The 21,458-nt window shown below is 70.3% G+C and carries 23 protein-coding genes and 2 pseudogenes; 21 read left to right on the top strand and 4 right to left on the bottom strand.

Annotation, left to right across the window (positions count from 1 at the left end; genetic code table 11):
• Nucleotides 1–27 precede the first annotated feature (27 nt).
• The 11 genes and pseudogenes from ACFJIX_RS24005 to ACFJIX_RS23955 form a co-directional block, all read left to right on the top strand.
• Nucleotides 28–1,033 (top strand): annotated as a pseudogene (locus ACFJIX_RS24005) (Bug family tripartite tricarboxylate transporter substrate binding protein).
• A gap of 81 nt (nucleotides 1,034–1,114) precedes the next feature.
• Nucleotides 1,115–1,582 carry a type III secretion system chaperone gene (locus tag ACFJIX_RS24000; RefSeq protein ID WP_377155166.1) on the top strand — a complete coding sequence of 156 codons (468 nt, stop codon included), beginning with the start codon at nucleotides 1,115–1,117 and terminating at the stop codon, nucleotides 1,580–1,582.
• A gap of 146 nt (nucleotides 1,583–1,728) precedes the next feature.
• The gene (locus ACFJIX_RS23995; protein WP_377155165.1) at nucleotides 1,729–2,685 is read left to right on the top strand and encodes a hypothetical protein; all 957 of its coding nucleotides are present in this window, start codon (nucleotides 1,729–1,731) and stop codon (nucleotides 2,683–2,685) included.
• A 54-nt stretch (nucleotides 2,686–2,739) separates the two neighbouring features.
• Nucleotides 2,740–3,519, top strand: coding sequence for a DeoR/GlpR family DNA-binding transcription regulator (locus ACFJIX_RS23990; protein WP_377155164.1), 780 nt, complete (start codon nucleotides 2,740–2,742; stop codon nucleotides 3,517–3,519).
• Entirely contained in the window at nucleotides 3,516–4,184 is a 669-nt protein-coding gene (locus ACFJIX_RS23985; RefSeq protein WP_377155163.1) for a hypothetical protein, read from the top strand. The genes ACFJIX_RS23990 and ACFJIX_RS23985 overlap by 4 nt, the downstream gene beginning before the upstream one ends.
• A 112-nt stretch (nucleotides 4,185–4,296) precedes the next feature.
• Nucleotides 4,297–5,286 carry a LacI family DNA-binding transcriptional regulator gene (locus ACFJIX_RS23980; RefSeq protein ID WP_377155162.1) on the top strand — a complete coding sequence of 330 codons (990 nt, stop codon included), beginning with the start codon at nucleotides 4,297–4,299 and terminating at the stop codon, nucleotides 5,284–5,286.
• Nucleotides 5,287–5,303: 17 nt separating this feature from the next.
• A complete protein-coding gene (locus ACFJIX_RS23975; protein WP_377155161.1) occupies nucleotides 5,304–6,581 on the top strand; it encodes an AGE family epimerase/isomerase in 1,278 nt (425 codons plus the stop codon).
• A gap of 124 nt (nucleotides 6,582–6,705) precedes the next feature.
• A complete protein-coding gene (locus ACFJIX_RS23970; protein ID WP_377155160.1) occupies nucleotides 6,706–7,563 on the top strand; it encodes a PfkB family carbohydrate kinase in 858 nt (285 codons plus the stop codon).
• Between the two features lie 178 nt (nucleotides 7,564–7,741).
• On the top strand, nucleotides 7,742–8,962 hold the full coding sequence (locus ACFJIX_RS23965) for an ABC transporter substrate-binding protein (protein ID WP_377161931.1): 1,221 nt from the start codon (nucleotides 7,742–7,744) through the stop codon (nucleotides 8,960–8,962).
• Nucleotides 8,963–9,203: 241 nt separating this feature from the next.
• Complete coding sequence (locus ACFJIX_RS23960) at nucleotides 9,204–10,103, top strand: hypothetical protein (protein WP_377155159.1); 900 nt, start codon at nucleotides 9,204–9,206, stop codon at nucleotides 10,101–10,103.
• 300 nt (nucleotides 10,104–10,403) lie between these two features.
• Nucleotides 10,404–10,679: pseudogene (locus tag ACFJIX_RS23955) on the top strand (transcriptional regulator); the annotation flags it as partial.
• 50 nt (nucleotides 10,680–10,729) lie between these two features.
• On the opposite strand, the gene ACFJIX_RS23950 reads toward ACFJIX_RS23955, so the two are convergent.
• The gene (locus ACFJIX_RS23950; protein WP_377162109.1) at nucleotides 10,730–11,020 is read right to left on the bottom strand and encodes a hypothetical protein; all 291 of its coding nucleotides are present in this window, start codon (nucleotides 11,018–11,020) and stop codon (nucleotides 10,730–10,732) included.
• On the opposite strand from ACFJIX_RS23950, the gene ACFJIX_RS23945 reads away from it, so the two are divergent.
• From ACFJIX_RS23945 to ACFJIX_RS23930, 4 genes are all read left to right on the top strand, one after another.
• Nucleotides 11,006–11,215, top strand: coding sequence for a hypothetical protein (locus tag ACFJIX_RS23945; RefSeq protein ID WP_377162106.1), 210 nt, complete (start codon nucleotides 11,006–11,008; stop codon nucleotides 11,213–11,215). The two genes, ACFJIX_RS23950 and ACFJIX_RS23945, sit on opposite strands and share 15 nt — an antisense overlap.
• Nucleotides 11,212–13,122, top strand: coding sequence for an ATP-binding protein (locus ACFJIX_RS23940; RefSeq protein WP_377155158.1), 1,911 nt, complete (start codon nucleotides 11,212–11,214; stop codon nucleotides 13,120–13,122). The genes ACFJIX_RS23945 and ACFJIX_RS23940 overlap by 4 nt, the downstream gene beginning before the upstream one ends.
• A gap of 266 nt (nucleotides 13,123–13,388) precedes the next feature.
• Nucleotides 13,389–14,681: a hypothetical protein gene (locus ACFJIX_RS23935; RefSeq protein WP_377155157.1), complete on the top strand. Its 1,293-nt coding sequence runs from the start codon at nucleotides 13,389–13,391 to the stop codon at nucleotides 14,679–14,681.
• Complete coding sequence (locus tag ACFJIX_RS23930; RefSeq protein ID WP_377155156.1) at nucleotides 14,674–14,958, top strand: hypothetical protein; 285 nt, start codon at nucleotides 14,674–14,676, stop codon at nucleotides 14,956–14,958. Before ACFJIX_RS23935 ends, ACFJIX_RS23930 begins: the two co-directional genes overlap by 8 nt.
• A gap of 181 nt (nucleotides 14,959–15,139) precedes the next feature.
• Here the strand turns inward: ACFJIX_RS23930 and ACFJIX_RS23925 are convergent, their stop codons facing one another.
• The 3 genes from ACFJIX_RS23925 to ACFJIX_RS23915 form a co-directional block, all read right to left on the bottom strand.
• Entirely contained in the window at nucleotides 15,140–15,838 is a 699-nt protein-coding gene (locus tag ACFJIX_RS23925; RefSeq protein WP_377155155.1) for a winged helix-turn-helix domain-containing protein, read from the bottom strand.
• Between the two features lie 94 nt (nucleotides 15,839–15,932).
• Nucleotides 15,933–16,139: a lytic transglycosylase domain-containing protein gene (locus ACFJIX_RS23920; RefSeq protein WP_377155154.1), complete on the bottom strand. Its 207-nt coding sequence runs from the start codon at nucleotides 16,137–16,139 to the stop codon at nucleotides 15,933–15,935.
• On the bottom strand, nucleotides 16,136–16,756 hold the full coding sequence (locus ACFJIX_RS23915) for a transglycosylase SLT domain-containing protein (RefSeq protein WP_377155153.1): 621 nt from the start codon (nucleotides 16,754–16,756) through the stop codon (nucleotides 16,136–16,138). The genes ACFJIX_RS23920 and ACFJIX_RS23915 overlap by 4 nt, the downstream gene beginning before the upstream one ends.
• 400 nt (nucleotides 16,757–17,156) lie before the next feature.
• On the opposite strand from ACFJIX_RS23915, the gene ACFJIX_RS23910 reads away from it, so the two are divergent.
• The 6 genes from ACFJIX_RS23910 to ACFJIX_RS23885 all read left to right on the top strand — a co-directional run bounded on the left by ACFJIX_RS23910 (nucleotide 17,157) and on the right by ACFJIX_RS23885 (nucleotide 21,313).
• Entirely contained in the window at nucleotides 17,157–17,348 is a 192-nt protein-coding gene (locus tag ACFJIX_RS23910; RefSeq protein ID WP_377155152.1) for a hypothetical protein, read from the top strand.
• A 33-nt stretch (nucleotides 17,349–17,381) separates the two neighbouring features.
• Nucleotides 17,382–18,188, top strand: coding sequence for a hypothetical protein (locus ACFJIX_RS23905; protein WP_377155151.1), 807 nt, complete (start codon nucleotides 17,382–17,384; stop codon nucleotides 18,186–18,188).
• Nucleotides 18,130–19,491, top strand: a complete 1,362-nt coding sequence (gene sctC / locus ACFJIX_RS23900; protein ID WP_377155150.1) for a type III secretion system outer membrane ring subunit SctC — start codon at nucleotides 18,130–18,132, stop codon at nucleotides 19,489–19,491. The genes ACFJIX_RS23905 and sctC overlap by 59 nt, the downstream gene beginning before the upstream one ends.
• A gap of 110 nt (nucleotides 19,492–19,601) precedes the next feature.
• Nucleotides 19,602–20,597, top strand: a complete 996-nt coding sequence (locus ACFJIX_RS23895; protein ID WP_377155149.1) for a hypothetical protein — start codon at nucleotides 19,602–19,604, stop codon at nucleotides 20,595–20,597.
• Nucleotides 20,597–20,860 carry a hypothetical protein gene (locus tag ACFJIX_RS23890; RefSeq protein WP_297524110.1) on the top strand — a complete coding sequence of 88 codons (264 nt, stop codon included), beginning with the start codon at nucleotides 20,597–20,599 and terminating at the stop codon, nucleotides 20,858–20,860. The genes ACFJIX_RS23895 and ACFJIX_RS23890 overlap by 1 nt, the downstream gene beginning before the upstream one ends.
• A gap of 18 nt (nucleotides 20,861–20,878) precedes the next feature.
• Nucleotides 20,879–21,313, top strand: coding sequence for a hypothetical protein (locus ACFJIX_RS23885; protein WP_377155148.1), 435 nt, complete (start codon nucleotides 20,879–20,881; stop codon nucleotides 21,311–21,313).
• The last annotated feature ends 145 nt before the right edge of the window (nucleotides 21,314–21,458 follow it).

The raw sequence follows: 21,458 nt of genomic DNA, 5'->3' as shown, positions 1-21,458 counted from the left end.
TCAGAGCCATCGCCCTGGAGACAAACCATGAGTCAAGTTCCGACCACCTTCCGCCGCCGGCTACTGATCGCCGCCGCGGCGATCGCCGCGACCACCGCAGCCCTCGGCTTCGCCTCTCCCGCCTTCGCCCAACCCTGGCCCGCCAAGCCGATCACACTGATCGTCCCCGTTCCCGGCCGGCGGCACCACCGACGTGCTGGCGCGCGCGCTGGCGGAGAAGCTCCAGCAGAGCCTGGGCCAGCCGGTGATCGTCGAGAGCCGGCCTGGCGCCGGCGCGACGCTGGGCGCGGACTACGTCGCCAAGGCCAGACCCGACGGCTACACGCTGCTGATCGGCGCGGTCCACCACACGATCGCGAGCAGCGTCTACAAGAAGCTGCCCTACGACTTCCAGAAGGACTTCGTTCCCATCACCAGCATCGCGCTCGTCCCCAACGTGCTGGTCGTCAACGCCAGCCAGACCTCGGCGAAGACGGTGCAGGAACTGGTCGCGCAGCTCAAGGCCAAGCCCGGCGAATGGACCTATGGCTCCAACGGCAACGGCACCGCGCAGCACCTGATCGGCACGCAGTTCCAGAACCTCACCGGCACGACGATGCTGCACGTGCCCTACAAGGGCAGCGGGCCGCTGGCCACGGACCTGCTCGGCGGGCAGATCCAGATGTCCTTCGACACCGTCACGCCGGTGCTGCCGCACATCAAGGCCGGCAAGCTGCGCGCGCTGGCGGTGACGACGGCCCGGCGCTCCAGCGCGCTGCCCGACGTGCCCACGCTCGACGAGGCCGGCCTGAAGGGTTTCGACATCGGCACCTGGTTCGGCGTGCTGGCCCCGGCGGCCACGCCCAAGGACATCGTCGCGAAGCTGAACACCGAAATGGTCAAGGTGCTGCAGGCGCCCGAGTTCCGCAAGCGCATGGAGGAGATTGGCGCCGAGACCACCGGCGGCACCAGCGAGCAACTGGCGTCGCAGATCCGCAATGAGACCGGGAAGTTCGCCAAGCTGGTGAAGGAGGCGAACGTGCAGATTGAATGAGTGCGTCGGCGGCGTCGCTTCGACGGCCGAACGTTTTCGGTTGGTAGTCGACTGACACCAACCTCCATCCTCCGTTCTGCCATGCTCGATTCCTCGGAAGCCGACGCGCTTTTCGCGCGACTCCTCGCTGCCCTGTCGCGGCGCACCGCCTCGCCGCTGGAGGCCCCGGACGGGTTGCTGGTGCTGCTGGACGGCACCGATACCGTCCAGCTCGTCGTCGAGCTGTCGATGGCCGGGGATCACGTGTTCCTCGTCGCGCGGATCCTGCCCATCCCTCAACAGGATGCCGGCGGGACGCTCGCGCTTCGCCTGTTGCGCCTCAATGCCGATCGGCCTGCGCTCGGGGGCGCGGTGATTGCGGTCGACGGCCTGCGGCGTCAGTTCGTGCTGATCCAGCAACTCCCGCTCGATCTGGAACCGGAGGCGTTCGTCGATGGCGTCGAAGCCGTGCTCGACCTGGCCGCCGCGGTGCGGGCCGATGTCGCGGGCGATGTCAGGCCGCCTCGCGGCACCGCGGCGCTGTTCCTGCGGACCGGGAGAGCCGCATGAGAATCGATGCCAGACCTGTATCGCTGACGTTCGATCCCGTCGACCATCCACCGGCGGCGACCGCCGCGCCGACATCGGACGCACCGCTGTCGCGTCTGAGCGGCCTTCGCCAGGCGCAGGCGGAACCCGGGACGCGCGCCCGGCTCATGCGCAGCGATGCGTTCCGACGCGCCACGCCGCCGCCCCGGCGCGTCGCCGCCGCGCCGACGCCGGACTCGGCGCGTGGCGGGCCGCTGTCATCGCTGCGCCCGCAGCCGCAGACGACGTCCGGGTTCTATGAGAAACGCGCCATGCCCACCGATCTCCCGTCGCTGGAGCGGCTGAGCTGCAACGCGGCCCTGGCCCGATTCCCCTACGAGCGGGATGACGCGCAACTGCCGCCGGGGTGGTCGCCGTGCGAGGCATTGGCGGTGAAGCTCCGCACCGCGCTCGGTCTCCGGTCGTCCGGTGTCGAGCACGCCGACGGCACCCTCGTCGATCGCGGTACCGGACTGACCGCCGTCGTGCTGCAGCACCCGGAAACGCGCGAGGTGGTCCTGTCCTTCGGCGGCACGACGGCGGGCAAGAAGACCGGCGAGACGGTGCTCGAGCGATCCCGGCCGGGCCAGAATTTCAGCTCGACGATGGCGCAGTGGGGGGCCAATCTCAAGGCCGGAGCGGGTCATCTGCCCGAGAGTTATCGGCAGGCCGCCGATCTCCTGCTGGAGACGCAGAACCATCTGCAGCAGCCATCGGAGCTCAAGGGGTTTGCCGTCCGGGTGGTGGGGCATTCCAAGGGCGCCAACGAAGCGATCTTTGCGAGCCTGCGGGCGCAGAACCCGGTGCCCGTCACGGCGTTCTGCCCGCCCCATCTGAGCGATGGTCTGGTCCATCGCCTGCCGCCCCGGAACCTGGCGCGTGCCACGGAACTGGTCGAGAGCTTCTCGCCGCGTGGGGACGTGGTCTCGGCGTTGCGCAGCCTGCTGCCGAATGTGCACGGCCTCGGTATCGGGCACCATTTCAACGGCATTCCGGGCAAGGGCATGACCCATGTGCACGACCGGTTCGACGAGCACGTGACGCACTACTGCGACGCAACGCGCACGTCCCGGAGTCACGGATGATCGTGCAATAACGTGTATTAACGTGCACAATCGCGTCTCGCTTCCAGGGACGCCATGTCGCTCGCCGATCTTCCCCACGCCCGTCGCCACGTCATCGCGGACCGGCTCTCCGCCGGCCATGCCGTGGTCGCGGCCAACCTGGCCGCCGAATTCAACCTGTCCGAGGACGCCATCCGGCGCGACCTCCGTGCGCTGGCCGCGGACGGCCTGTGCCGGCGTGTCTACGGCGGCGCCGTGCCGATCGCGGCCAACGACCGGCCGCTCGCCGCGCGGATGAAGGAGGCCCCGGTCCGCAAGTCCGCGCTGGCGCGGGCCGGCGCGGCCACGGTCCGGCCGGGCGAGCTGGTGTTCCTCGACACCGGCAGCACCAACCTCGCGCTGGTCGATGTCCTGCCGGAGGACGCGGACCTCACCGTCGCCACCAACGCGGTCGACGTCGCCGCCGCCGTGCTGCGACGCCAGGACCTGCGTCTGCTGATGATCGGCGGCGAGGTCGACCCGCACCTGGGCGGCTGCGTCGACGCGGCCGCGGTGGACAGCCTCTCGCGGCTGCGCATCGACCGCGGTTTCGTCGGTGTCTGCGCGCTGTCGATGAGCGACGGCATCCTCACGACCCATTTCCGCGAGGCCGCCTTCAAGCGCACCCTGATCGAGCGCAGCCGCCATGTCGTGGGACTCGTCACCAGCGACAAGCTGCAGGCGACGGCCGCTCATCGCGTCGCCGCGCTGGAGGCGCTGCACACCATCGTCATCGAGCGCGACGTCGGCGCGAGCGTCATGAAGGCGCTGCGCAAGAGCGGGGCCGAGGTCCTCCCGGTGGACCCGGCGGGATGAGCGCCTTGGACGACGGCTGGTCCTTCCTGGAGCCCGCCACGGATCGGCCCGAGGCGCGCCTGGCCGTGCGCCTGGCCTTCATCGTGGCCGGCGGCGGGATCACCTGCGTCGCGGCGCTGATGCCGAGCCTGGCGCATCGGATCGGACTCGACCTGTGGGATCTGGCCATGGCCGCGCTCGCGCTGCTGGCGGGTGCGTGGATCGGCACCAGGACCGTCACCAGGACCGTCACCCGGACTGTCACCCGGACGCGTGCCGGCAGGGGTGACCGGACGCCGGATCAACGGCCGCCATGGCTGGGTGCGCGCCGCCTGGTGCTGATCGGCGGCCTGGGGTCCTCATCGATGTTGCCCGTGCTCGCGCTGGCGGGATCACCGGGGCTGCTGGCCGCGGCCCTGTTCGCCTTCGGCCTGTGCGCCGGCGCGCTGGAGGTCGCCATGCATGCCACGGCCGACGAGGTCGCGCGCTCGACCCTGCAGCGGCGGCGACCCGGACTCCGGACGATCTACGGCGTCGCGGGCGCGGGTGGCGCGCTCGTGACGACGCTGCTGCTGGCCGTCGGTTTCGAGCCGCCGCTGGCGGCCGCGCTGGTCGCCGCGCCGATGGCGATCGCCACCGTGGTGGCCTGGCCCTATGTGCTGGAGGCGCCGACGCGGCGGCGCTGACCACGGGATTCGAGGGCATGGTGGCGGTGTTTAGCGGGGCGCCCTAAACGCTTGGGAAACTCGCGGGACTTTGTTGACCCCTGAAAAGGGCACTTCAAGAATCGTCCCACCCATGAGCAGCACCACCATCCGCGATATCGCCAAGGCGTCCGGCCTGTCCATCGGCACCGTGTCGCGCGGCTTGCGCAACCAGTCCGGGCTGTCGGAAGAGACGCGTCAGGTCGTCCGCGACACCGCCGTGCGCCTGGGCTACGACTTCGCGCAACTGCGCAAGAACAGGATCCGGCGCATCGGCTTCCTGCTGCACAGCCAGCACAACACGCTGGCGTCGAGCCCGTTCTTCTCCGCCGTGCTGCACGGCGCCGAGCAGGTCTGCCGGCGCGAGGGCCTCTCGCTGTCCTTCATCGTCGCCGGCCCCGGCCAGCCCGTCCTGGAACAGACGCGCGGCCATCAGCTCGACGCCTTCCTGTGCGTCGGCTACTTCGAGCCCGAGGTCCTCGACACCCTCAAGCGCAGCGGCAAGCCGACGGTGCTCGTGGACATGCACCGGCGCGGGATGACCTCGGTCAATCCGGACCACCAGCACGGCAGCTTCCTCGCGACCAGCCACCTGCTGCGCAGCGGACGGCGGACGATCGCGCTGATCTCGGGATCGCCGGCGCATTACAGCCTGGAGCAGCGCGCCCGCGGCTACCGGCGCGCGCTGTTCGAGGCGCAGGTGCAGGCCGACCCGGACCTGGAGGTCATCGCGCCGCAGCTCGGCGATGGCGAGGCCGGCGTGATCGAGGCGATGCGCGTGCTGCTCGACCGCCGCAAGCGGCCCGATGCGGTCGTCTGCTTCAACGACAGCGCGGCGCTGATCGCCATGCGGCAGTGCCTCAACCAGGGCCTGCGCATCCCCGAGGACATCGCCGTGGTCGGCTTCGACGACATCGGCGGCGCCTCCGTCGCCCATCCGCCGCTCAGCACGGTGCGTGTCGACAAGGAGTCGCTCGGCGCCAAGGGCGTGGAGCTGCTGCTGGGCACGCCGGCGGACGAGCCCCTTGAACTGACCCTGCCCGTGGCGCTGGTCGTGCGCGACAGCACCAGCAGCAACGACTGACCCCCATCACCCTCCGCATGACCGACACGACCTCTCCCGCGACCAGCGACCTGCCCGATTTCCGATCCCGCGACGTGCTGCTGGCCCACGCGCGGCACACGATGGACTTCTACCACCCGCGCGGCATCGACCCGAGCGGCGGCTTCTTCCACTTCTTCAAGGACGACGGCACCGTATACGACGCGCATCAGCGGCACCTGGTGAGCAGCACGCGCTTCGTGTTCACGTACGCGATGGCCTACCGGCGCTTCGGCGATGCGGCCTACCTGGACGGCGTGCGCCATGGCGTGCGTTTCCTGCGCGAGGCGCATTTCGACGACGCGCTGCGCGGCTACGCCTGGCTGCTCGACTGGCGCGACGGCCAGGCCCGGGTGCTGGATGCGACGCGCCACGCCTACGGCCTGGCCTTCGTGCTGCTGGCCTACGCGCATGCGGCCATGGCCGGGGTGGACGAGGCCCGGCCGTGGATCGCCGAGACCTTCGCGCTGATGGAGGAACGCTTCTGGGACGAGGCCGCCGGCCTCTACGCCGACGAGGCGAGTCCGCAGTGGCACGTGCTGTCGCCGTACCGCGGCCAGAACGCCAACATGCATGCCTGCGAGGCGCTGCTGGCCGCCTTCGACGCGACGGGCGAACGACGCTACCTCGCGCGCGCCGCGCTGCTGGCGCAGCACATCACGCGCCGCCAGGCCGAGCGCTGCGGTGGTCTGGTCTGGGAACACTACGACGCGCACTGGCAGCCGGACTGGCTCTACAACCGCGACGACCCGGCCAATCTCTTCCGCCCGTGGGGCTACCAGCCGGGCCACTTCACCGAGTGGACCAAGCTGCTGCTGCAGCTCGAGGCGCGCGGCGAGTTCATCGACCAGGACCTGGGCTGGGTGCTGCCGACGGCGACGAAGCTGTTCCTGGTGGCCGTGCGGCGCGGCTGGGACGCCGAGCACGGCGGGCTGTGCTATTCGCTGGCGCCGGACCTGAGCATCTGCGACCCCGACAAGTACTTCTGGGTGCAGGCCGAGAGCGCCGCCGCCGCGGCCCGCCTGGCCGCGCGCACCGGCGACAACGTCTACTGGGACTGGTACCGGCGCCTGTGGGCCTACAGCTGGACGCACTTCGTCGACCATGCGCACGGCGCGTGGTATCGCCTCCTCGACGGCGAGAACCGGAAGTACAGCGACGAGAAGAGCCCGGCGGGCAAGGTCGATTACCACACGATGGGCGCGTGCTACGACATCGTCGACGTGCTGGACGGCGTCGGCACGCGGGTTGTGGATCAAGGAGCGCGCCATGCATGACGCGGCGTCCCCGATCGGGCCCGGGCCCGATGTCCGACCCAATGCCCGGCGCGATGTCCGACGCTCCCGAGCTCCTTTGCCTCGGCGAGGCGTTGACCGACATGCTGCAGCAGGCGCCCGATCAATGGATCAGTCGCGTCGGCGGCTCGACCTGGAACGTGGCGCGCGCGCGCTCGCGTCGCTGGGCGCGCGCACGGCCTTCGCCGGCGCGGTGAGCCGCGACCTGTTCGGCGATGAACTGGTGCGGGCCAGCGCGGCCGTCGGCCTGGACACACGGCTGATGCAGCAGGTCGACCGCGCGCCGCTGCTGGCGATCGTCGAGCAGGGCGAGCCGCCGCGCTACTTCTTCGTCGGCGGCGACAGCGCCGACCTGCATTTCGATCCCGACGCGCTGCCGGCGGGCTGGGACGGCGCGGCGCGCCGTGCGCACTTCGGCGGCATCAGCCTGGCGCGGGAGCCGCTGGCCTCGCGGCTCGTCGCGCTGGCCGAGCGCCTGAAGGGGCAGGGCGTGTCCATCAGCTACGACCCCAACTTCCGCAACCTGATGGCGCACGGCTACGAGCCGACGCTGCGCCGCATGTGCGCGCTGGCCGATGTGATCAAGGTGTCCGACGACGACCTGCGCGGCCTGTTCCCGGGCCTTGAGCTTGACGAGGCAATGACGCGACTGCGCGCCTTCAATCCGGACGCGCTCTACCTGCTGACGCGCGGCGGCGGCGTGGCCTACCTGTCGCGCGGCGATGCGGCCTGCATGGCACGAGCGCCCGCGGTCACCGTGGCCGACACCGTCGGCGCGGGCGACGCCGCAGTCGCGGGGCTCCTGCACAGCCTGCACCGACATCCTGAGCGCGCCCTGCGCGCGCATCTGCATGCGGCGCTTGCGGCGGGGTCCGCCGCCTGCCTGCAGCGCGGCGCCACGCCGCCGCAAGCGGGCACCGTCCAGCGCCTGTTCGAGCAACTGCAAGCGGAAGGGGTGACCTGACCTTCCGTTCCCGCCGATCAACCCATCGATCGGCCCCATCGATCAACGACAACCACTCCGTTCCCGGAGACAAGAGGAGACAACGATGAAGACATCGATGAAGAAGACAGCGACGACCACCACGACCACGACGACGAGCGCGCCGTGGACGCGCCGCGCCCTGTTGGCCACTGCCGCGATGGCGACGATGGCGGTCGCGGCCGGACCGGCGCGCGCCGGCGATCTCGAAGTCCTGCACTGGTGGACCAGCGGCGGCGAGGCCAAGGCCATCTCCGGCCTCAAGGACCAGCTGCAGGCCAAGGGCCACAAGTGGAAGGACTTCGCCGTGGCCGGCGGCGCCGGCGACGCGGCGATGACGGTGCTGAAGTCCCGCGCCATCTCGGGCAACGCCCCGACGGCCGCGCAGATCAAGGGACCGCTGCTGCAGGACTGGGCCGCCGAGGGCATGCTCGCCAACATCGACGACGTCGCCAAGGCCGAACACTGGGACGACCTGCTGCTGCCCGTGATCAGCAACATCGTCAAGTACAAGGGCCACTACATCGCGGTGCCGGTCAACGTGCACCGGGTCAACTGGCTCTGGATCAACCCCGAGGTGATGCGCAAGGCCGGCGTCAAGCCGCCGACGACCTGGGACGAGTTCTTCGTCGCCGCCGACGCGCTGAAGAAGGCCGGCGTCACGCCGCTGGCGCATGGCGGCCAGTCCTGGCAGGACTTCACCACCTTCGAGACCGTGGTGCTGGGCACCGGCGGACCGGAGTTCTACCGCAAGGCGCTGATCCAGCTCGACCCCGCCAGCCTGAAGAGTCCGACGATGGAGAAGTCGCTGACGACCTTCCGCCGGCTGAAAGCCTATACCGACCGCAACGCACCGGGTCGCGACTGGAACCTCGCCACCGCGATGGTCATGAAGGGCGAGGCCGCCATGCAGATCATGGGCGACTGGGCCAAGGGCGAATTCCTGGCGGCCGGCAAGACCGCGGGCAAGGACTTCCTGTGCATGCCCGCGCCCGGCACGGCCAAGTCCTATACCTTCAACGTCGACTCGTTCGCGATGTTCAAGGTCAAGGGCGACGCCGACCAGCAGGCACAGCGCGACATGGCCTCGGCCATCCTGTCGCCGGCAGTGCAGGAATCCTTCAACCTCGAGAAGGGCTCGATCCCGGTGCGCAAGGGCGTGAGCCTCGCCAAGTACGACGATTGCGCCAAGGCGTCGGCGGCGGACTTCGCCGAAGCGGGCAAGGCCAATACGCTGCTGCCCTCCATCGCCCATGGCATGGCAGTCCGGCCAGCGGCGGAAGGCGCCATCAAGGACGTGGTCAGCCAGTTCTGGAACAGCGAGTCCGTCACGACGGCGCAGGCGATGGATCGGTTGGTGTCGGCGGCGAAGACGCAGTGAGGCGGTGGGGAGGGAGCGCCCGCGACTCCGGAGGGGCGAGCGCGGGCACTCCACGGGGCATGGGGCACCCCTCCAGGGACCCCTAGCCCCGATTCCGGCCCCACCGGCGTTCGCTGACTTCGGGCCTGGGGAGTGCGGGGTTCTTGCGTGAGGGCTTCGGGGGCGAGGCGTTCGCTTCGCTTTCGAGGCGGCCTCCTGGGGGTGGTGGTCGAGACTTGGTCCTCCATCCTGCGGAGGCTCCATGGACGAGGTGCTCATCGATACGGTTCGGCCGCACGACCGCGCGGACGTGGACCGCTGGCTGTGGGACGGCTATCGGCGCATCGACACGATGCCCGATTCGCCGCAACGCCGTCGCGCGCACATGACCCACGTGCTGGACTGCCAGCATCGCGTGCTCGCCTTGATGCCCAAGGACGACGCGGCCACGCCGACCGAAGAGCGCGCCCGTCAACTCGCGTTGATGTCCTACGGCACCGAGCGCTGGCTGGCGCTGCTCGCGCAGGTGCGGCTGCGTCATCGCGACCGCGTCGCGCGTCGCGAGTACGCGGCCGAGCACGCCGGTGATCCACCGTTCCGCGATGCCGACCACGGTGTCGTGCATGTCGCCGAGGTGCTCGATCGCGCGGACGCGTTCGCCGACGTCGAGCCCTACATCGATGCGCGCATCGGTCGGCGCGTTCGTGCCGCGCATGCGCTGCGTTTGCTGGCGCCGCGTCGCATCGAGGCCGAGGACCTGCGGTCGCCGCAGGAGGCCGCGCTCATCGGCCAGCGCGGGCTTTTCGCGCGTCACGACATCGCGGCCGGCACCTGCCTCGGCGTCTATGGCGGCCAGCTGCTCGACGAGGTCGATCTGTTCCTGCTCGACGACGACCGCTATCTGATGTCGGCCTCCGACCCCGTCGGCCGTGTGGCCGTGAACGGCGAGAACCTGCTCTCGCTGATGAACACGCTGTTCCTCTTCGACGCCGAGGGTCGGCCCGACGGTCATCCGCCCGCCGGCTACAACGTGCGCGGCGAGTCCTTCCCCGTGCGCCTGCGCCATGGCTGGACCGCGCGCATCCACGCGTTCCGCGCGTCGGAAGACATTCCCGCGGGCCGTGAGTTGCGCTGGAACTACGACCTTGGAGGTAGTCGCTGACATGACCAAAGTTGCACCACGCGCGCGCACGCGGTCCCGCAGATGCCCCATGAACACGCGCATCGCGGCCGTTCTGCGGGGTAGCGCTCTGACATCCTGCTGACAGCTGTGCGGGATTCCGCACGCCTTTCGGGGCCTCGATCGTCATGCCGCCGAGGTGCGCACGACAGTCAACGCTGTCAAGGCCTGACCCCCTTCGGGAACGTCCCGAGTTCCCTGGACGTTGTCATGACGCACCCTTAAACTCGCGCCCACTTTCGTGATCCCTTCCTCGCCCGATGCGAGGACATCGGGGATGCGATGGCGTACGGCGTGCAGGGTCCTGCCGCCGGTGACAGCCATGAAGGGCAAGCTGAAGTGACGAGTCGTTTTCGCTTCGAAGGGTTCGTGCTTGACATGGCCTCGCGCGTCCTCCTGTCGGAGGGCGTGCCCGTGCCGCTCAGCGGCCGGCAGCTGGATCTGCTCGGCGTGCTGGTCGCGCATCGCGGCGAGGTGGTCTCCAAGAACGAACTGTTGAATCGGGTCTGGCCCGGACAGGCCGTGGAAGAGAACAACGCGGCCGTCCACGTGTCGGCGTTGCGCCGCGCGCTGGGCCGCGAAGCCATCGCCACGGTGGCCGGGCAGGGCTATCGATTCGCGTGGCCGTTGCGGCAGGACGAGGACACGTCCCACGAGTCGACCGACCGGCCGGTCGATCCCCCATCACCCATCGTCCGTCCGCGGGCCTTGCCATCGGCGCCGGTGGCGATGCATGGCCGTGGCGCCGATCTGCAGGCGCTGTTGAGCCGGCTGGTGCGGCATCGCCTGGTGACCGTGGTCGGGGCGCCCGGTGTCGGCAAGTCGACGCTCGCGCTGACCTGCGCCATGAGCGCCGCCAGGCGGCCCGCGACGGCGTCGTGTGGGTGGATCTGCTGCACGGCGACGATCCTTCCGACCCATTGCCGATCGTGGCGGCGGCGCTCGGGCTGGACCCGGGCACCGATCTGCAGACGCTGCTGGCGCTGTTGCGGCCGATGTCGCTGCTGCTGGTGCTCGACAACGCCGAGATCGCCGGCGCGCGCGCGGCGACCTTCTGCCACGCGGTGCTGAGAACACCGAGGACGTGGCGTTGATGGTGACCAGCCGCAAGGTGTTGCGCGTGCCGGGCGAGCGTGTGCTGCGCACACCGCCGCTGTCGGTGCCGCCGCCCGGCGCGGGCGTGGACGAATCGCTGATGCACGGCAGCGTCGCCTTGTTCGTCGATCAGGTGCGGGCGCAGGGGCAGCCGTTCGCGCTCGGTGCGCACAACGTGGCCCAGGTGACGGCGCTGTGCCGTCGGCTGGACGGCATTCCGCTGGCGTTGCAGCTGGCGGCCGGCCGGCTCGCGATGTTCGGCATCGATCAACTCTGCGAGCGGCTCAGCGACCGCTACCGGCTGCTGACGCGCGGCACGCAGGCGGGGCCGCGTCGCCATCAGTCGCTGCGCGCCTGCATGGACGCGAGCCTCGCGCTGCTGGATGACGTCGAGCAGCTCGTGCTGCGGCGGCTGGAGCCGTTCGAGGGCGGCTTCACGCTGGAGATGGCGACGGCCGCGTTGTCGGACCGGCAGCTCGATGCGTGGACGGTGGCGGAGGCGCTCGAGGGACTCGTGGACCATTCGCTGGTCCAGGTCGACGCGGAGGATCGGCCGCGGTACCGGCTCTTCGACGGCATCCGCGCCTACGGGCTGCTGCTGCTGGAGGAGACCGGCGAGGTCGACATCGCGCGCCGCCAGCATGCGCGCGCGATGAGCCAGCTGTTCGACCGCGCGGAGCGGGCGCTGCAGATGATGCCGGACGCGCGCTGGATCGCGGAGTTCTCGCCCGAGCTCGGCAATGTGCGCGCCGCGCTCGACTGGTGTCTGGAACATGAGCCGGTGCGGGGGCTCGGTCTGCTGGCGCATTCGCGCTCGCTGTTCGAGTTGCTGTCGCTGGCGTCGGAGACGGCGTGGCGGCATGCCGCCTATGAGGCCGAGTTGCCGAAGGAGCTGCCGCCGGCGGTGTTGGCGCGTTATTGCATTGACCACGCGGGCCTGCTCGCGCCGCACGATCCGAAGCGCGCGGCGATCTGGTACCGGCGCGGCGTGACGGTGTCGCGCACGGCGGACGATCCCGCGCTGCGCTATCTGGCCTTGTGCCGGCAGGTCGTGGAGGACCAGGAACTGAGCCAGGCCGCGATGCGTTACGCGATGGGCGAGCTCGTCGCGCTGGCCGGTCGCTGCGAGGGCGCGCATGCGGCGCGCCTGAAGCTGTGGGGACTGGCGGCGCGGGCGCATGTGTGGCGCGTCGAAGGTCAGGCGGCCGAGGCCGACGAGGCGATCTGCGCGTCGCTGCAACTGGCGCAGGAGATCGGCGCGTCGCGATGGGTGCTGGACGACTTGCAGCGCCTCATGAGCCTGCAGGTCGGGCATGGCGAGCCGTTGCGTTCCGCGGCGCTGGTGCGCCAGTGGGAAGACGGCGCCAGCCGCGCGAGCGGCATCAACACGGCCAACGGCGCGTTCCTGCAGCGTGTGCTGGGCTGCCTGGCGGCCGTGCTGCTGGCCGAAGGGCGCGTCGAGGAGGCGCGCCACGTGCTGACCGGCATCGTCTCGCCGAAGACGCCGCGCGGAGCGGTCCGCGAGGCCTATCGCGATGGTCGGACCGAGGGCGCGAACCTCGGTCCTGGCCACGGTCCGGGCCAGGCGGAGCATGCCAGCGAGCTTCATGGCGACAGCCAGAGCGAGGCGTTCGACCGTCTGCTGCCGGTCTTCGCCTGGCTGGCGTTCGAGGAAGGGCGCGATCAGGACGCGGCGCGACTGACGGGGTATGCGGGCCAGGCCTATTCGCCGATCCGCGCGGATCCCTTGCCGCCGTGGGGCCGCCTGATTCAACGGATGCGGACGCGGCTGGACGGCTTCTCGATGGCGCGGCTGCAGGAGGAGGGCAATCGCTGGGACGAACCGCGCGCGATGCTCGCCGCGCTGGCGCGGACGGCGGGCGTCGCGACTTCCTGCGGTGACTGAGGCGACCGAGGCGATCAAAGCGATCGAGGCAACTAGAGCGACCGAAGCGACTCAAGCGACTCAAGCGACTCAAGCGACTTCAGCGACCGAAGAGACGAAGATCGAAGCTCAGGCGACTGAAGCGCGGGCGCTCAGGCACTGAGGGCGAAGCGGCTCGCGTCCGCGCGAAGTGGTCGCGCGGGGACCATGCCCGCACCGGCCCGGGCGTCACGGTTGGGTCATGCGGGCTGTCGAGAGTGGCAGCTGCTCATTGCAGGACCGCTCCCATGACGATCACCACGCCGCCCGCCGGCTTGTCCGCATCGACGACCCACACCGGCGACATCCCGCTCGACCGCCTCGATCGCGCGCCGACCCCCACGACGCCGGCATCGCCAGGATCGCCGGCGTCGCCCAGAGGCGGGGCCCTGCCGCCCCGTCGGATGTCGTCCGAGCTGGGCGGTCTGAACGCACGTCGCAACTCCGACGCCGGCCCGTCCCGCAGTGGGGACGCTTCGCTCGCGCCGCGCCTGTCGCTGGAGCAACTGCGCCGTCCAGTCCGACCGCCCGGCGACCCCACACCACCGTCGCCGGTGGCGCTGACGCGCGCGTCGTCCGCAACGTCCACGACATCCTCCGCATCGGGCACCTTGCGGACGGGCGGTGTCGGTCTGGACGCCCAGCATCCCGAGCACGAAGTGCCTGTGCATGAGGCGCCTGTGCATGAGGCGCCCGTGCACGAAGCGCCTGTGCATGAAGCGCCTGTGCACGAAGTGCCGGAGCCCCCTCACGCGCCTGCGCATGCGGCACCTGATGGCCATGGCCACGCGCCGCGCGAGGCCGGCGCGCTGTCGTTCTTCCTGATGCAGAACGTGCGTCACGCGCTGCCGGTGGCGGGCGTGCGCACGGTGGTGCAGGGCGTCATCGCACCCGAACTCGCGCGGGCGGTGGTGTCCCATCCGACTGCCGCGGTGGCGGCGCAGACCGCCCTGACGGCCTACTCGCTGGGTCGCCGCATCGTGTCGCAGATCCACAGCGAAAGCAGCGCGCAGGTCGCCGACCGGGCCTTCGCCGGGGACTCGGCGCAGCGCAACGGCAGCGTGCCGCGTCGCATCTGGCAGGGGATCCAGTCCGCCGGGATCGCTGGCGGCGACTTCGCCGCGCTGGCGCTGACGATCGCTTCGCGCAGCAATCCCGCGCTGGCGGGCGCGGCGCAGGCGGCGGCCGCCATCCAGGTCATCGCGCATCTGCAGGCGCAATTCCGCGAGGCGCTGCGTCCCGCGATCAACACGGTGCATGTCGGCAACGGCGACCCCAACGTCACGCAGCCGCCCCGAGGGGCGGAACCTGCGTCCCGCCGATGTCACATGGACGATGCGCGGCACCTTCGGCGCCGCCGCGGCGGTCATCGACATGGGCACGCAGCTGCTGATGCAGCGCACGCTCGGCGGACAGCCGGCCTGGCAGGCCGCGCGCGGCCTGGCCATCGGCGCGGGGGCCATCGCGGGCGTGGGCAACATGCTGACCTCGTCGGTCGAGGACCATCTGGTCGATACCGCGTCCGCGCTTCGCATGCGTGAGACGACCCGGCACGGCCGGGGCGGCGAGACGCATGTGCGCCACATCCATATCGATCTACGCAATCCGTTCACCCGCAACGAACTCGGTCGGCAGGCCGAACGCGCCGACACGCGCATCTTCAACACGATGGTGCCGGGACTGATCGCGCTGGGCGTGGTGCAGGCCTTGCAGTCGACGCTGAGCCAGCCCGGCGTCAGCGCCAACGAGCGTCAGGCCGCGCAGGCCGGGTGCATGCGGCGGTCGCGGGGCTGGTGGGCGGCACGCTGCTCGCGCTGACCGTCGCGTCGTATCAGCTCAACGACACGGTACGCAGCCGCAATGCCGCGCAGCGGGCCGCGGCGCAACGCGCGCAGCCTTGATCCGTGACCGCTGGCTCTTTCTTACGCCCTCTCCCGCTTGCGGGAGCGGGCAGGGGTGAGGGCCAGCGGCCGCGGCAGGACCGCAGGCGGTCTTCCTCTCACACGTCGAGTCGGTACCCGACGCCGTACACCGTCTGGATGCGCGGCACCGGCGTGCCGTCCAGCGTGCGCGACCGCGACCGCGGGCCGCCGGGATTCAGCTTGAGCCGCAGCTTGTAGACGTGCTGCTCCAGCGTGCGCTTGCCGATGTCGCTGGAGCGGCCCCAGATCTCGGTCGACAGCGTGTGCGTGCTGACCACGCGGCCGAGGTTCTCGAACAGCGTCCAGGCCAGTGCGAACTCGCGCGCCGTCAGGCTCACCTCGCGCGCGCCGGTGGACAGGCTCTGCGTCGACGCATGCAGTGCATACGGCCCGGCGCGCAGCGAGCTCGCGCGCACGCCGTCCGTGCGGGTCTGGATGCGGGCGCGCAGCCGATGGATCAGCGGACCCGCGCCGTCGGAAATGACGGCGTAGTCATCCGCGCCGCGCTGCAGCGCGCGCGAGATGCCCACCGAATCGCCCAGCCCCAGCACGACGATGGGCACGCTGCGTCCGGCGTGCAGGCGCAACGCGGCCAGCCAGCTGTCGATGTGGGCGTCGTGGTCTTCCAGCAGCACCGCGTCGGCGCCGGGCGTTCGCAGCGCCGAGATCAACGGGCTCAGGTGCGTGTGGGGGGTGGGGTCGTAGCCGGCCTCGCGCAGCGCAGCGGCGGCGAAGTGTTCCAGCGAGCGGGAAGGGCAGAGGGTGGCGACTTTCACGTGGACCTTGAAAACCGGATGACCACCGCACTGTCGCCAACGCCAGCGCTTCATGTCCTTTACGGAACATTCATTTTCATTTATGCCCCCTCGTTCAGGGGGTGAAAGCGGTTTCAGGCACGCCAACCAACGTGGTGATCCGGCGCACGTAATCCTCGGTCTCGGGGAAGGGCGGCACGCGCTGGCCGAAGCGTTCGACCGCGCCTTCTCCGGCGTTGTAGGCCGCCAGGATCAGGTCGACGCGACCGTCGTAGCGGTCGTGCAGCGCGCGCAGATGACGCACGCCGATGTCCACGTTCACGCGCGGATCAGCAGGTCGGCGCGGGAGTACACGCCATACCGCGCGGCGGTCGCCGGCATCAGCTGCATCAGTCCCATCGCGCCCTTGGGTGAGCGGGCATCGGCGCGATAGCGCGACTCGACGAAGATCAACGCCGACACCAGCGCGGGGTTGAGGCGATGACGATCGCTGGCGGCGCGGACCAGCGATGCCATCTCCGCGGGCATCGGCCGTGCGGCGTCGCGCAGGAAGGACGCCATGTCCGTCGGCGCGCCGCCAGACCCCGGGAATCCTTGGGGCCCTTGAATCAGCCGGGCGGAAAAGCCGACCCATGGCGGACTGTCGTCCGAGGCGCCTGGGCGCAGCGGTGCCACGGCGACGCGCACGAGCGTGCAGTCGTCGGCGAGGCCGGGATGGCGTTCGCGCGGATCCTCGATGAACAGGCGCGTGCTGCCGTCGATGAGCGTGCAGCGGAAGCGGGTCACCTGCTCGACGGGTCGATCGTTCGCGGCGCTGAAGCTGGCGGCGCTGGCCACGCTGGTCGCGCCGATGCCTTGCGCCATCGTGTCCGCCGCGTGCATGACGACGGTCATCACGACGACGTGGCGGAAGAAGAAAACGAACGAACGGTCGTTCATGCGGCGCTCCAGCGATGACCTGCGAAGGCCGCGACGCTAAGTGTTGCATCGGTGGACGCCACCGTGCGATGCGAAGCGTGCGACGGCGGGACGAACCCACTCTTTCGAGGTAGTGCCAGGTCTTGTCCGAAGCCCTCGTCCGATCCACCGAAGTCCTCGTTCAGCCCCTTCGCAATCCTCGGTCGCAAATCCGTTGCAGTAAGACGTCGGGTGGGGACGGCAGGTCGCGGGGTTTTGGCGCTTGCCGTCAAGGCCCCGCGACCTGGCGGCCAACGCCACTGCCTTTGCAGTCGGCATGAGCCGACGCACCTTCGCATGACGCTCATCGCCTTCGCATGGTCCCGTTACTGCCGGCCGCCTGGTCCCTATGTTCCGTCCCATCGCATCAACGGAGTCCGCCATGACCACACCGATCGCCGCCAACGTTCCGACCACGCCGGCTGCTGCCGCGGCGCCGACGGAGACGGCGCAGCTCGAATCGCTGATGGCGCAGCGAATGATGATGAGCATGCAGCAGGGTCAGCAGGCGATGAGCAAGTCCATGACCAAGGTGTCGGACCAGATCAAGGCGTCCATGCAGGACGACGAGTAAGCCGACGAGTCAGCGTCCCGCACTGTGAACCTCATGCCCCGACGTCTTCGTTCCTCCAGCCGCTCGATGCGGATCGGCCGCCTGCCGGTGGCGCTGATGCTCTGCGTCGCGGCGCCGCTCAGTTGGTCTGCGCGTGTCGGCGAGTCGGCGCAGCCGACATCGTCATCGACATCGACGCCAACGTCTGGCGCCGGCGCCGCTGCCGGATCGGGCGCCAGTCCGATCGCGGTGCCGCTGGCCGCGCCGCCCGCGAAGACCTTGACGCAGGCGCAGACGACCGCGCCCGCAACGACGACGGCACCGACCGCGAAGTCCGTCCGGTCAGACCGCGTGGCCACGAAGAACGTCTCGCGCCAATGGCGCAGCCCGCGTTTCATCTACAAGGCCGAAGGCAAGCGCGTGAACGAGGTGCTGCTCGACTTCGCCGCGAGCCAGGGCCTGCCGGCCGTGCTCGCCGACGGCATCGACGGCATGGTGCAGGCCAACTTCGACACCACGCCGGACAAGTTCCTCGACTCGATGAACCGGGCCTATGGCGTCATCTGGTACCACGACGGCACCGCGCTGTACTTCTACCCGGCGGGCGCCGTGCAGAGCCGGCTCTTCCGGCTCAAGGGATTCCGCCGCGAGCAGGTCAGCGACCTGCTGGATTCGCTGCAGCTCGGCGACGCGCGTTTCCCCCCTGCGCTTCAACGCGGCCGAAAGCACGCTGCTGGTCTACGGCCCGCCGCGTCACGTCGAGCTGATCGCCGCGGCGATCGAGTCGCTCGACGTCGGTGCGATGGAGCGCAACCGCAAGGCGGTGCGCGTGGTGCCGCTGCGCTTCGCCTCCGCCGGTGATCGCACCTTCGGCCAGACGCGCATCCGCGGCGTGGCCTCCGTGCTCACCTCGCTCTACAGCGGCACCACCAGCGGCGCGCAGGGCGACGAGGACACGCCGACGTCGGCGGGCGAGATCCACCCGGGCAAGCTGACCGCGCTGCAGGGCGTGATGGGACGCGACACGCGCCTGGCCGACATCATGGCCCGCAAGCCCAACCAGGTCACCGCGGGACAGTCGGCCAAGTCCGGCGCCGGCGCGGCCTCGCAAGGCAGCACCCGAGGATTGCAGAGTCCCGTCGACGACGACACGCCGCCGATCTTCCAGGCCGACGAAGGCACCAACACCGTCATCATCCACGGCCGGCCGCAGCGCATGGACGAGTATGTGGAGCTGATCCGCCGCCTGGACGTGCAGCCGGTGCTGGTCGAGCTCGAGGCCACCATCATCGACGTCAGCAGCGACAGCATCGACTCGCTGGGCATCGACTGGAGCGTGCGCGGCAGCAAGGGCAGCTTCGGCGTCACCCAGCCGCCGGGCAGCAACAGCGCCGGCACCTTCACGCTGAGCACGCTGTGGTCCAACGCCGGCCGCGAGCTGATGGCGCGCATCGACGCCCTCAGCGCCCGCGGCAAGGCCCGCGTCATCGCCAAGCCCAAGGTGCTCGGCGTGGCCAACCGGCCCGCCGTCATGCGCGAGAAGCGCGTCGTCACCGTCAAGGTCGCCGGCAACCTCGAGGCCAACCTCTTCCAGGTCGAGGCCGGCACGCTGCTGCAGGTCACGCCGCAGATCACCTCCGTGCCCGACAACGGCGGCGTGTCGCGCCGCATCAAGCTGTCGCTCTACATCGAGGACGGCAGCTTCGAGGACCAGCGCGTGGACAGCGTCCCCATCGTCAAGCGCACCGAGATCATGACCGAGGCCCATGTGGGCGAGGGCGAGAGCCTGCTCATCGGCGGCATCACCACGACCAGCCAGGCCTCGCAGCGCGACGAGGTGCCGGTGCTCGGCCGCGTGCCGCTGCTCGGCGGCCTGTTCCGCCACACCAGCGAGAGCGCGGGACAGACCGAGCGCCTGTTCCTGATCTCGCCGCGGATCATCCGCGAGCCGACCTTCCCGTCGGGCCCCTACGGCGCCGCGACCGCCGGCGCGGTGGCGATGACGGCGGACGGTCGTGCGCCGCAATCCCCGTCGTCATCGGGTCTGTCGCAGTCCGCGGTGAGCCCGTCATCGAACTTGCCAGCGTCGAATCCGGCGCAGAACCAGACGCCCCGCGCACCGTCCTCGACGCCTGAATCCTTCCTGCAGGGCGGCGGCGGCTGAGCCCGCGACGCCGTCGACAGGCCACCACGAAGCGACAAAGAAGTTCGGGATTCGCAAACCATGAAGCAGCTTCGCATCCTCACAGGCTTGCATGCCGGGTCCAGCTACGGTTGACCCGTCGGCAGTACCGCATCGCCAGCGATGAGGACGCCGACCTCCAGATCAGCGACTGGGCCCATGCCCCGCTGATCCTGACGTTCGAGGAAGAAGGCTCCGACGTGTCTCCCGCGCTCCACCTCATCGCCGACGACGGAACGCCCGCGAATCCGCAGGGCCTGCTGGAGGACTTCCTGCCGCGGCGCTTCGGCGACATCGTGCTGTGCGTCGGTCCCGACGCAACCCCCGATGCCGCGGCCTGGCCCAGCGACATGGCGCTGATGGACGCGCTGATGCGGCCCGTCGCGAAGATCAAGGCGACCGCCGCGGCCGTGGCCGCCGAAGCGGCGCCCCGTGCGAAGTCGGCGCTCGGCCTGAAGCTGAGCGCGCTGGTCGCCGCCGCGGCGCTGATCGCGGCGCTCGCGTCGGTGCTCAGCACGCAGACCGCCGCCTCGACCGCGCCGCCCGTCAGTCCGATGGAACAGGCGACGCAGGCGCTCCGTCAGGCCGGTGTCGAAGGACTCATCGTGCGCCGCGTCGATCGCCGGCTGGTCGTCGAGGGCCTGCTGCCCGGCAGCGCCGAGATGGCCCGCGCCCGCGCCGCGCTGCAGCCTTTCGGCGAGGGTCAGCTCCTGCATCGCTACGCCTCGGCCAGCGACATCGTCCGCCAGATCGGCGACGCGCTGAACCGGCCCGGCGTGCGCATCGTCCACCGCGGCCAGGGCGTCTTCGCCGTCGAAGGCCAGGCGGCCGATCCCGCGGAACTGCAGGACGAGGTCCGCCGCATCGCCGGCGACATCGGCCCGCTGGTGCGTCGCATCGACATCGCCGTCGAGCAGACGCTGCCCACGGCGCGCGTGCGCGTCGGTTCCATGCTGGCCGGCGACGACGGCCTGCAGTACGTGCAGACGGCCGACGGCACGAAGCACCTTTCGCTCCGGACCCCCGTGGACGACGGCGCCGCCGTCGCCGGGGATCCGTCTTCCTCATCCCCCACCGGAGAACCGTGATGGACAACCCCTTGGAACAGACCGTGTTCGCGGATCTCGCGCACATCGAGAAGACCCTGACCGACGACCTCAGCGGTGAGCGCACCCGCGCGATGCTGAGCTACTTCGACCAGGTCGCGCAGAGCACCGAGGCCCACCTGCAGACGCCGCTGGCCGATGCCGAGCGCCAGCTGAGCTCGCAGCTGATCGAAGGCTTCCGCGCCTCGCAGCGCATCGTGCGGCACGTGTGGGAAACCATCCACACCGCCTCGCTGCCCGCCTGAGTGCACAAGGAGCGCCCCATGTCCGCGTTGCCCATTGATGCCTCGACCCTGGACGCCTCCGGTGCCGCCGGCGCGTCCGCCAGCTACCCGCTGGTCTACCGCAACCTCATGGCGGTGGGGCTGCTGGGCGCCGTGTACCGCGCCCGCGACGACGCCGCCCTGGTGAGCGCGGCGGTGGAACTGACGATGGCCGATCCGTCGCCGTTCCGCATCTGCCGCGCCATCGCGCACAGCATCGGCGGCGACGCCGAGTACGCGTCGGCCACGCTGGTGCAGCACGTCGAGGACCACCCGCAGGACGAGGGCGCCAAGGTCGCGCTGGCCACGGCCTTCCTGCTGGCGCGCGACGCCCGCTGGAAGGGCGTGCTCGACGAGGTGCTGGCCACCAGCGCCGACCCCAACGTGCGGCAGGCCGCCAACGGCGTGCTCGAGTACGCCGCCACCTTGCAGTGACGTTCCCCGGAGGACGTCGATCGATTCATGTCGACCGGCCCGCGCGGCGGGGCGGTCGATCCCAGATCCGATGGGGCGAAGGGTTCGTCCCACGGGCAAGCAGTGCCTCGTGCACTTTCATTCCGGAAGTTGTCTTCCGTATCAC

The organism is Roseateles sp. UC29_93, from assembly GCF_042695725.1.
In the GTDB taxonomy this organism is placed as follows: Bacteria; Pseudomonadota; Gammaproteobacteria; order Burkholderiales; family Burkholderiaceae_C; genus Roseateles; species Roseateles noduli_A.
This window is presented reverse-complemented; position numbering and strand designations above follow the sequence as displayed.

Bases quoted from the DNA above. Each gene is read 5' to 3' on its own strand.
- ACFJIX_RS24000 (WP_377155166.1), top strand. From the start codon at position 1,115: ATGCTCGATTCCTCGGAAGCCGACGCGCTTTTCGCGCGACTCCTCGCT.
- ACFJIX_RS23995 (WP_377155165.1), top strand. From the start codon at position 1,729: ATGCGCAGCGATGCGTTCCGACGCGCCACGCCGCCGCCCCGGCGCGTC.
- ACFJIX_RS23990 (WP_377155164.1), top strand. From the start codon at position 2,740: ATGTCGCTCGCCGATCTTCCCCACGCCCGTCGCCACGTCATCGCGGAC.
- ACFJIX_RS23985 (WP_377155163.1), top strand. From the start codon at position 3,516: ATGAGCGCCTTGGACGACGGCTGGTCCTTCCTGGAGCCCGCCACGGAT.
- ACFJIX_RS23980 (WP_377155162.1), top strand. From the start codon at position 4,297: ATGAGCAGCACCACCATCCGCGATATCGCCAAGGCGTCCGGCCTGTCC.
- ACFJIX_RS23975 (WP_377155161.1), top strand. From the start codon at position 5,304: ATGACCGACACGACCTCTCCCGCGACCAGCGACCTGCCCGATTTCCGA.
- ACFJIX_RS23970 (WP_377155160.1), top strand. From the start codon at position 6,706: ATGGATCAGTCGCGTCGGCGGCTCGACCTGGAACGTGGCGCGCGCGCG.
- ACFJIX_RS23965 (WP_377161931.1), top strand. From the start codon at position 7,742: ATGGCGACGATGGCGGTCGCGGCCGGACCGGCGCGCGCCGGCGATCTC.
- ACFJIX_RS23960 (WP_377155159.1), top strand. From the start codon at position 9,204: ATGGACGAGGTGCTCATCGATACGGTTCGGCCGCACGACCGCGCGGAC.
- ACFJIX_RS23935 (WP_377155157.1), top strand. From the start codon at position 13,389: ATGACGATCACCACGCCGCCCGCCGGCTTGTCCGCATCGACGACCCAC.
- ACFJIX_RS23930 (WP_377155156.1), top strand. From the start codon at position 14,674: ATGCGTGAGACGACCCGGCACGGCCGGGGCGGCGAGACGCATGTGCGC.
- ACFJIX_RS23915 (WP_377155153.1), bottom strand. From the start codon at position 16,756: ATGAACGACCGTTCGTTCGTTTTCTTCTTCCGCCACGTCGTCGTGATG.
- ACFJIX_RS23910 (WP_377155152.1), top strand. From the start codon at position 17,157: ATGACCACACCGATCGCCGCCAACGTTCCGACCACGCCGGCTGCTGCC.
- ACFJIX_RS23905 (WP_377155151.1), top strand. From the start codon at position 17,382: ATGCCCCGACGTCTTCGTTCCTCCAGCCGCTCGATGCGGATCGGCCGC.
- sctC (WP_377155150.1), top strand. From the start codon at position 18,130: ATGGAGCGCAACCGCAAGGCGGTGCGCGTGGTGCCGCTGCGCTTCGCC.
- ACFJIX_RS23890 (WP_297524110.1), top strand. From the start codon at position 20,597: ATGGACAACCCCTTGGAACAGACCGTGTTCGCGGATCTCGCGCACATC.
- ACFJIX_RS23885 (WP_377155148.1), top strand. From the start codon at position 20,879: ATGTCCGCGTTGCCCATTGATGCCTCGACCCTGGACGCCTCCGGTGCC.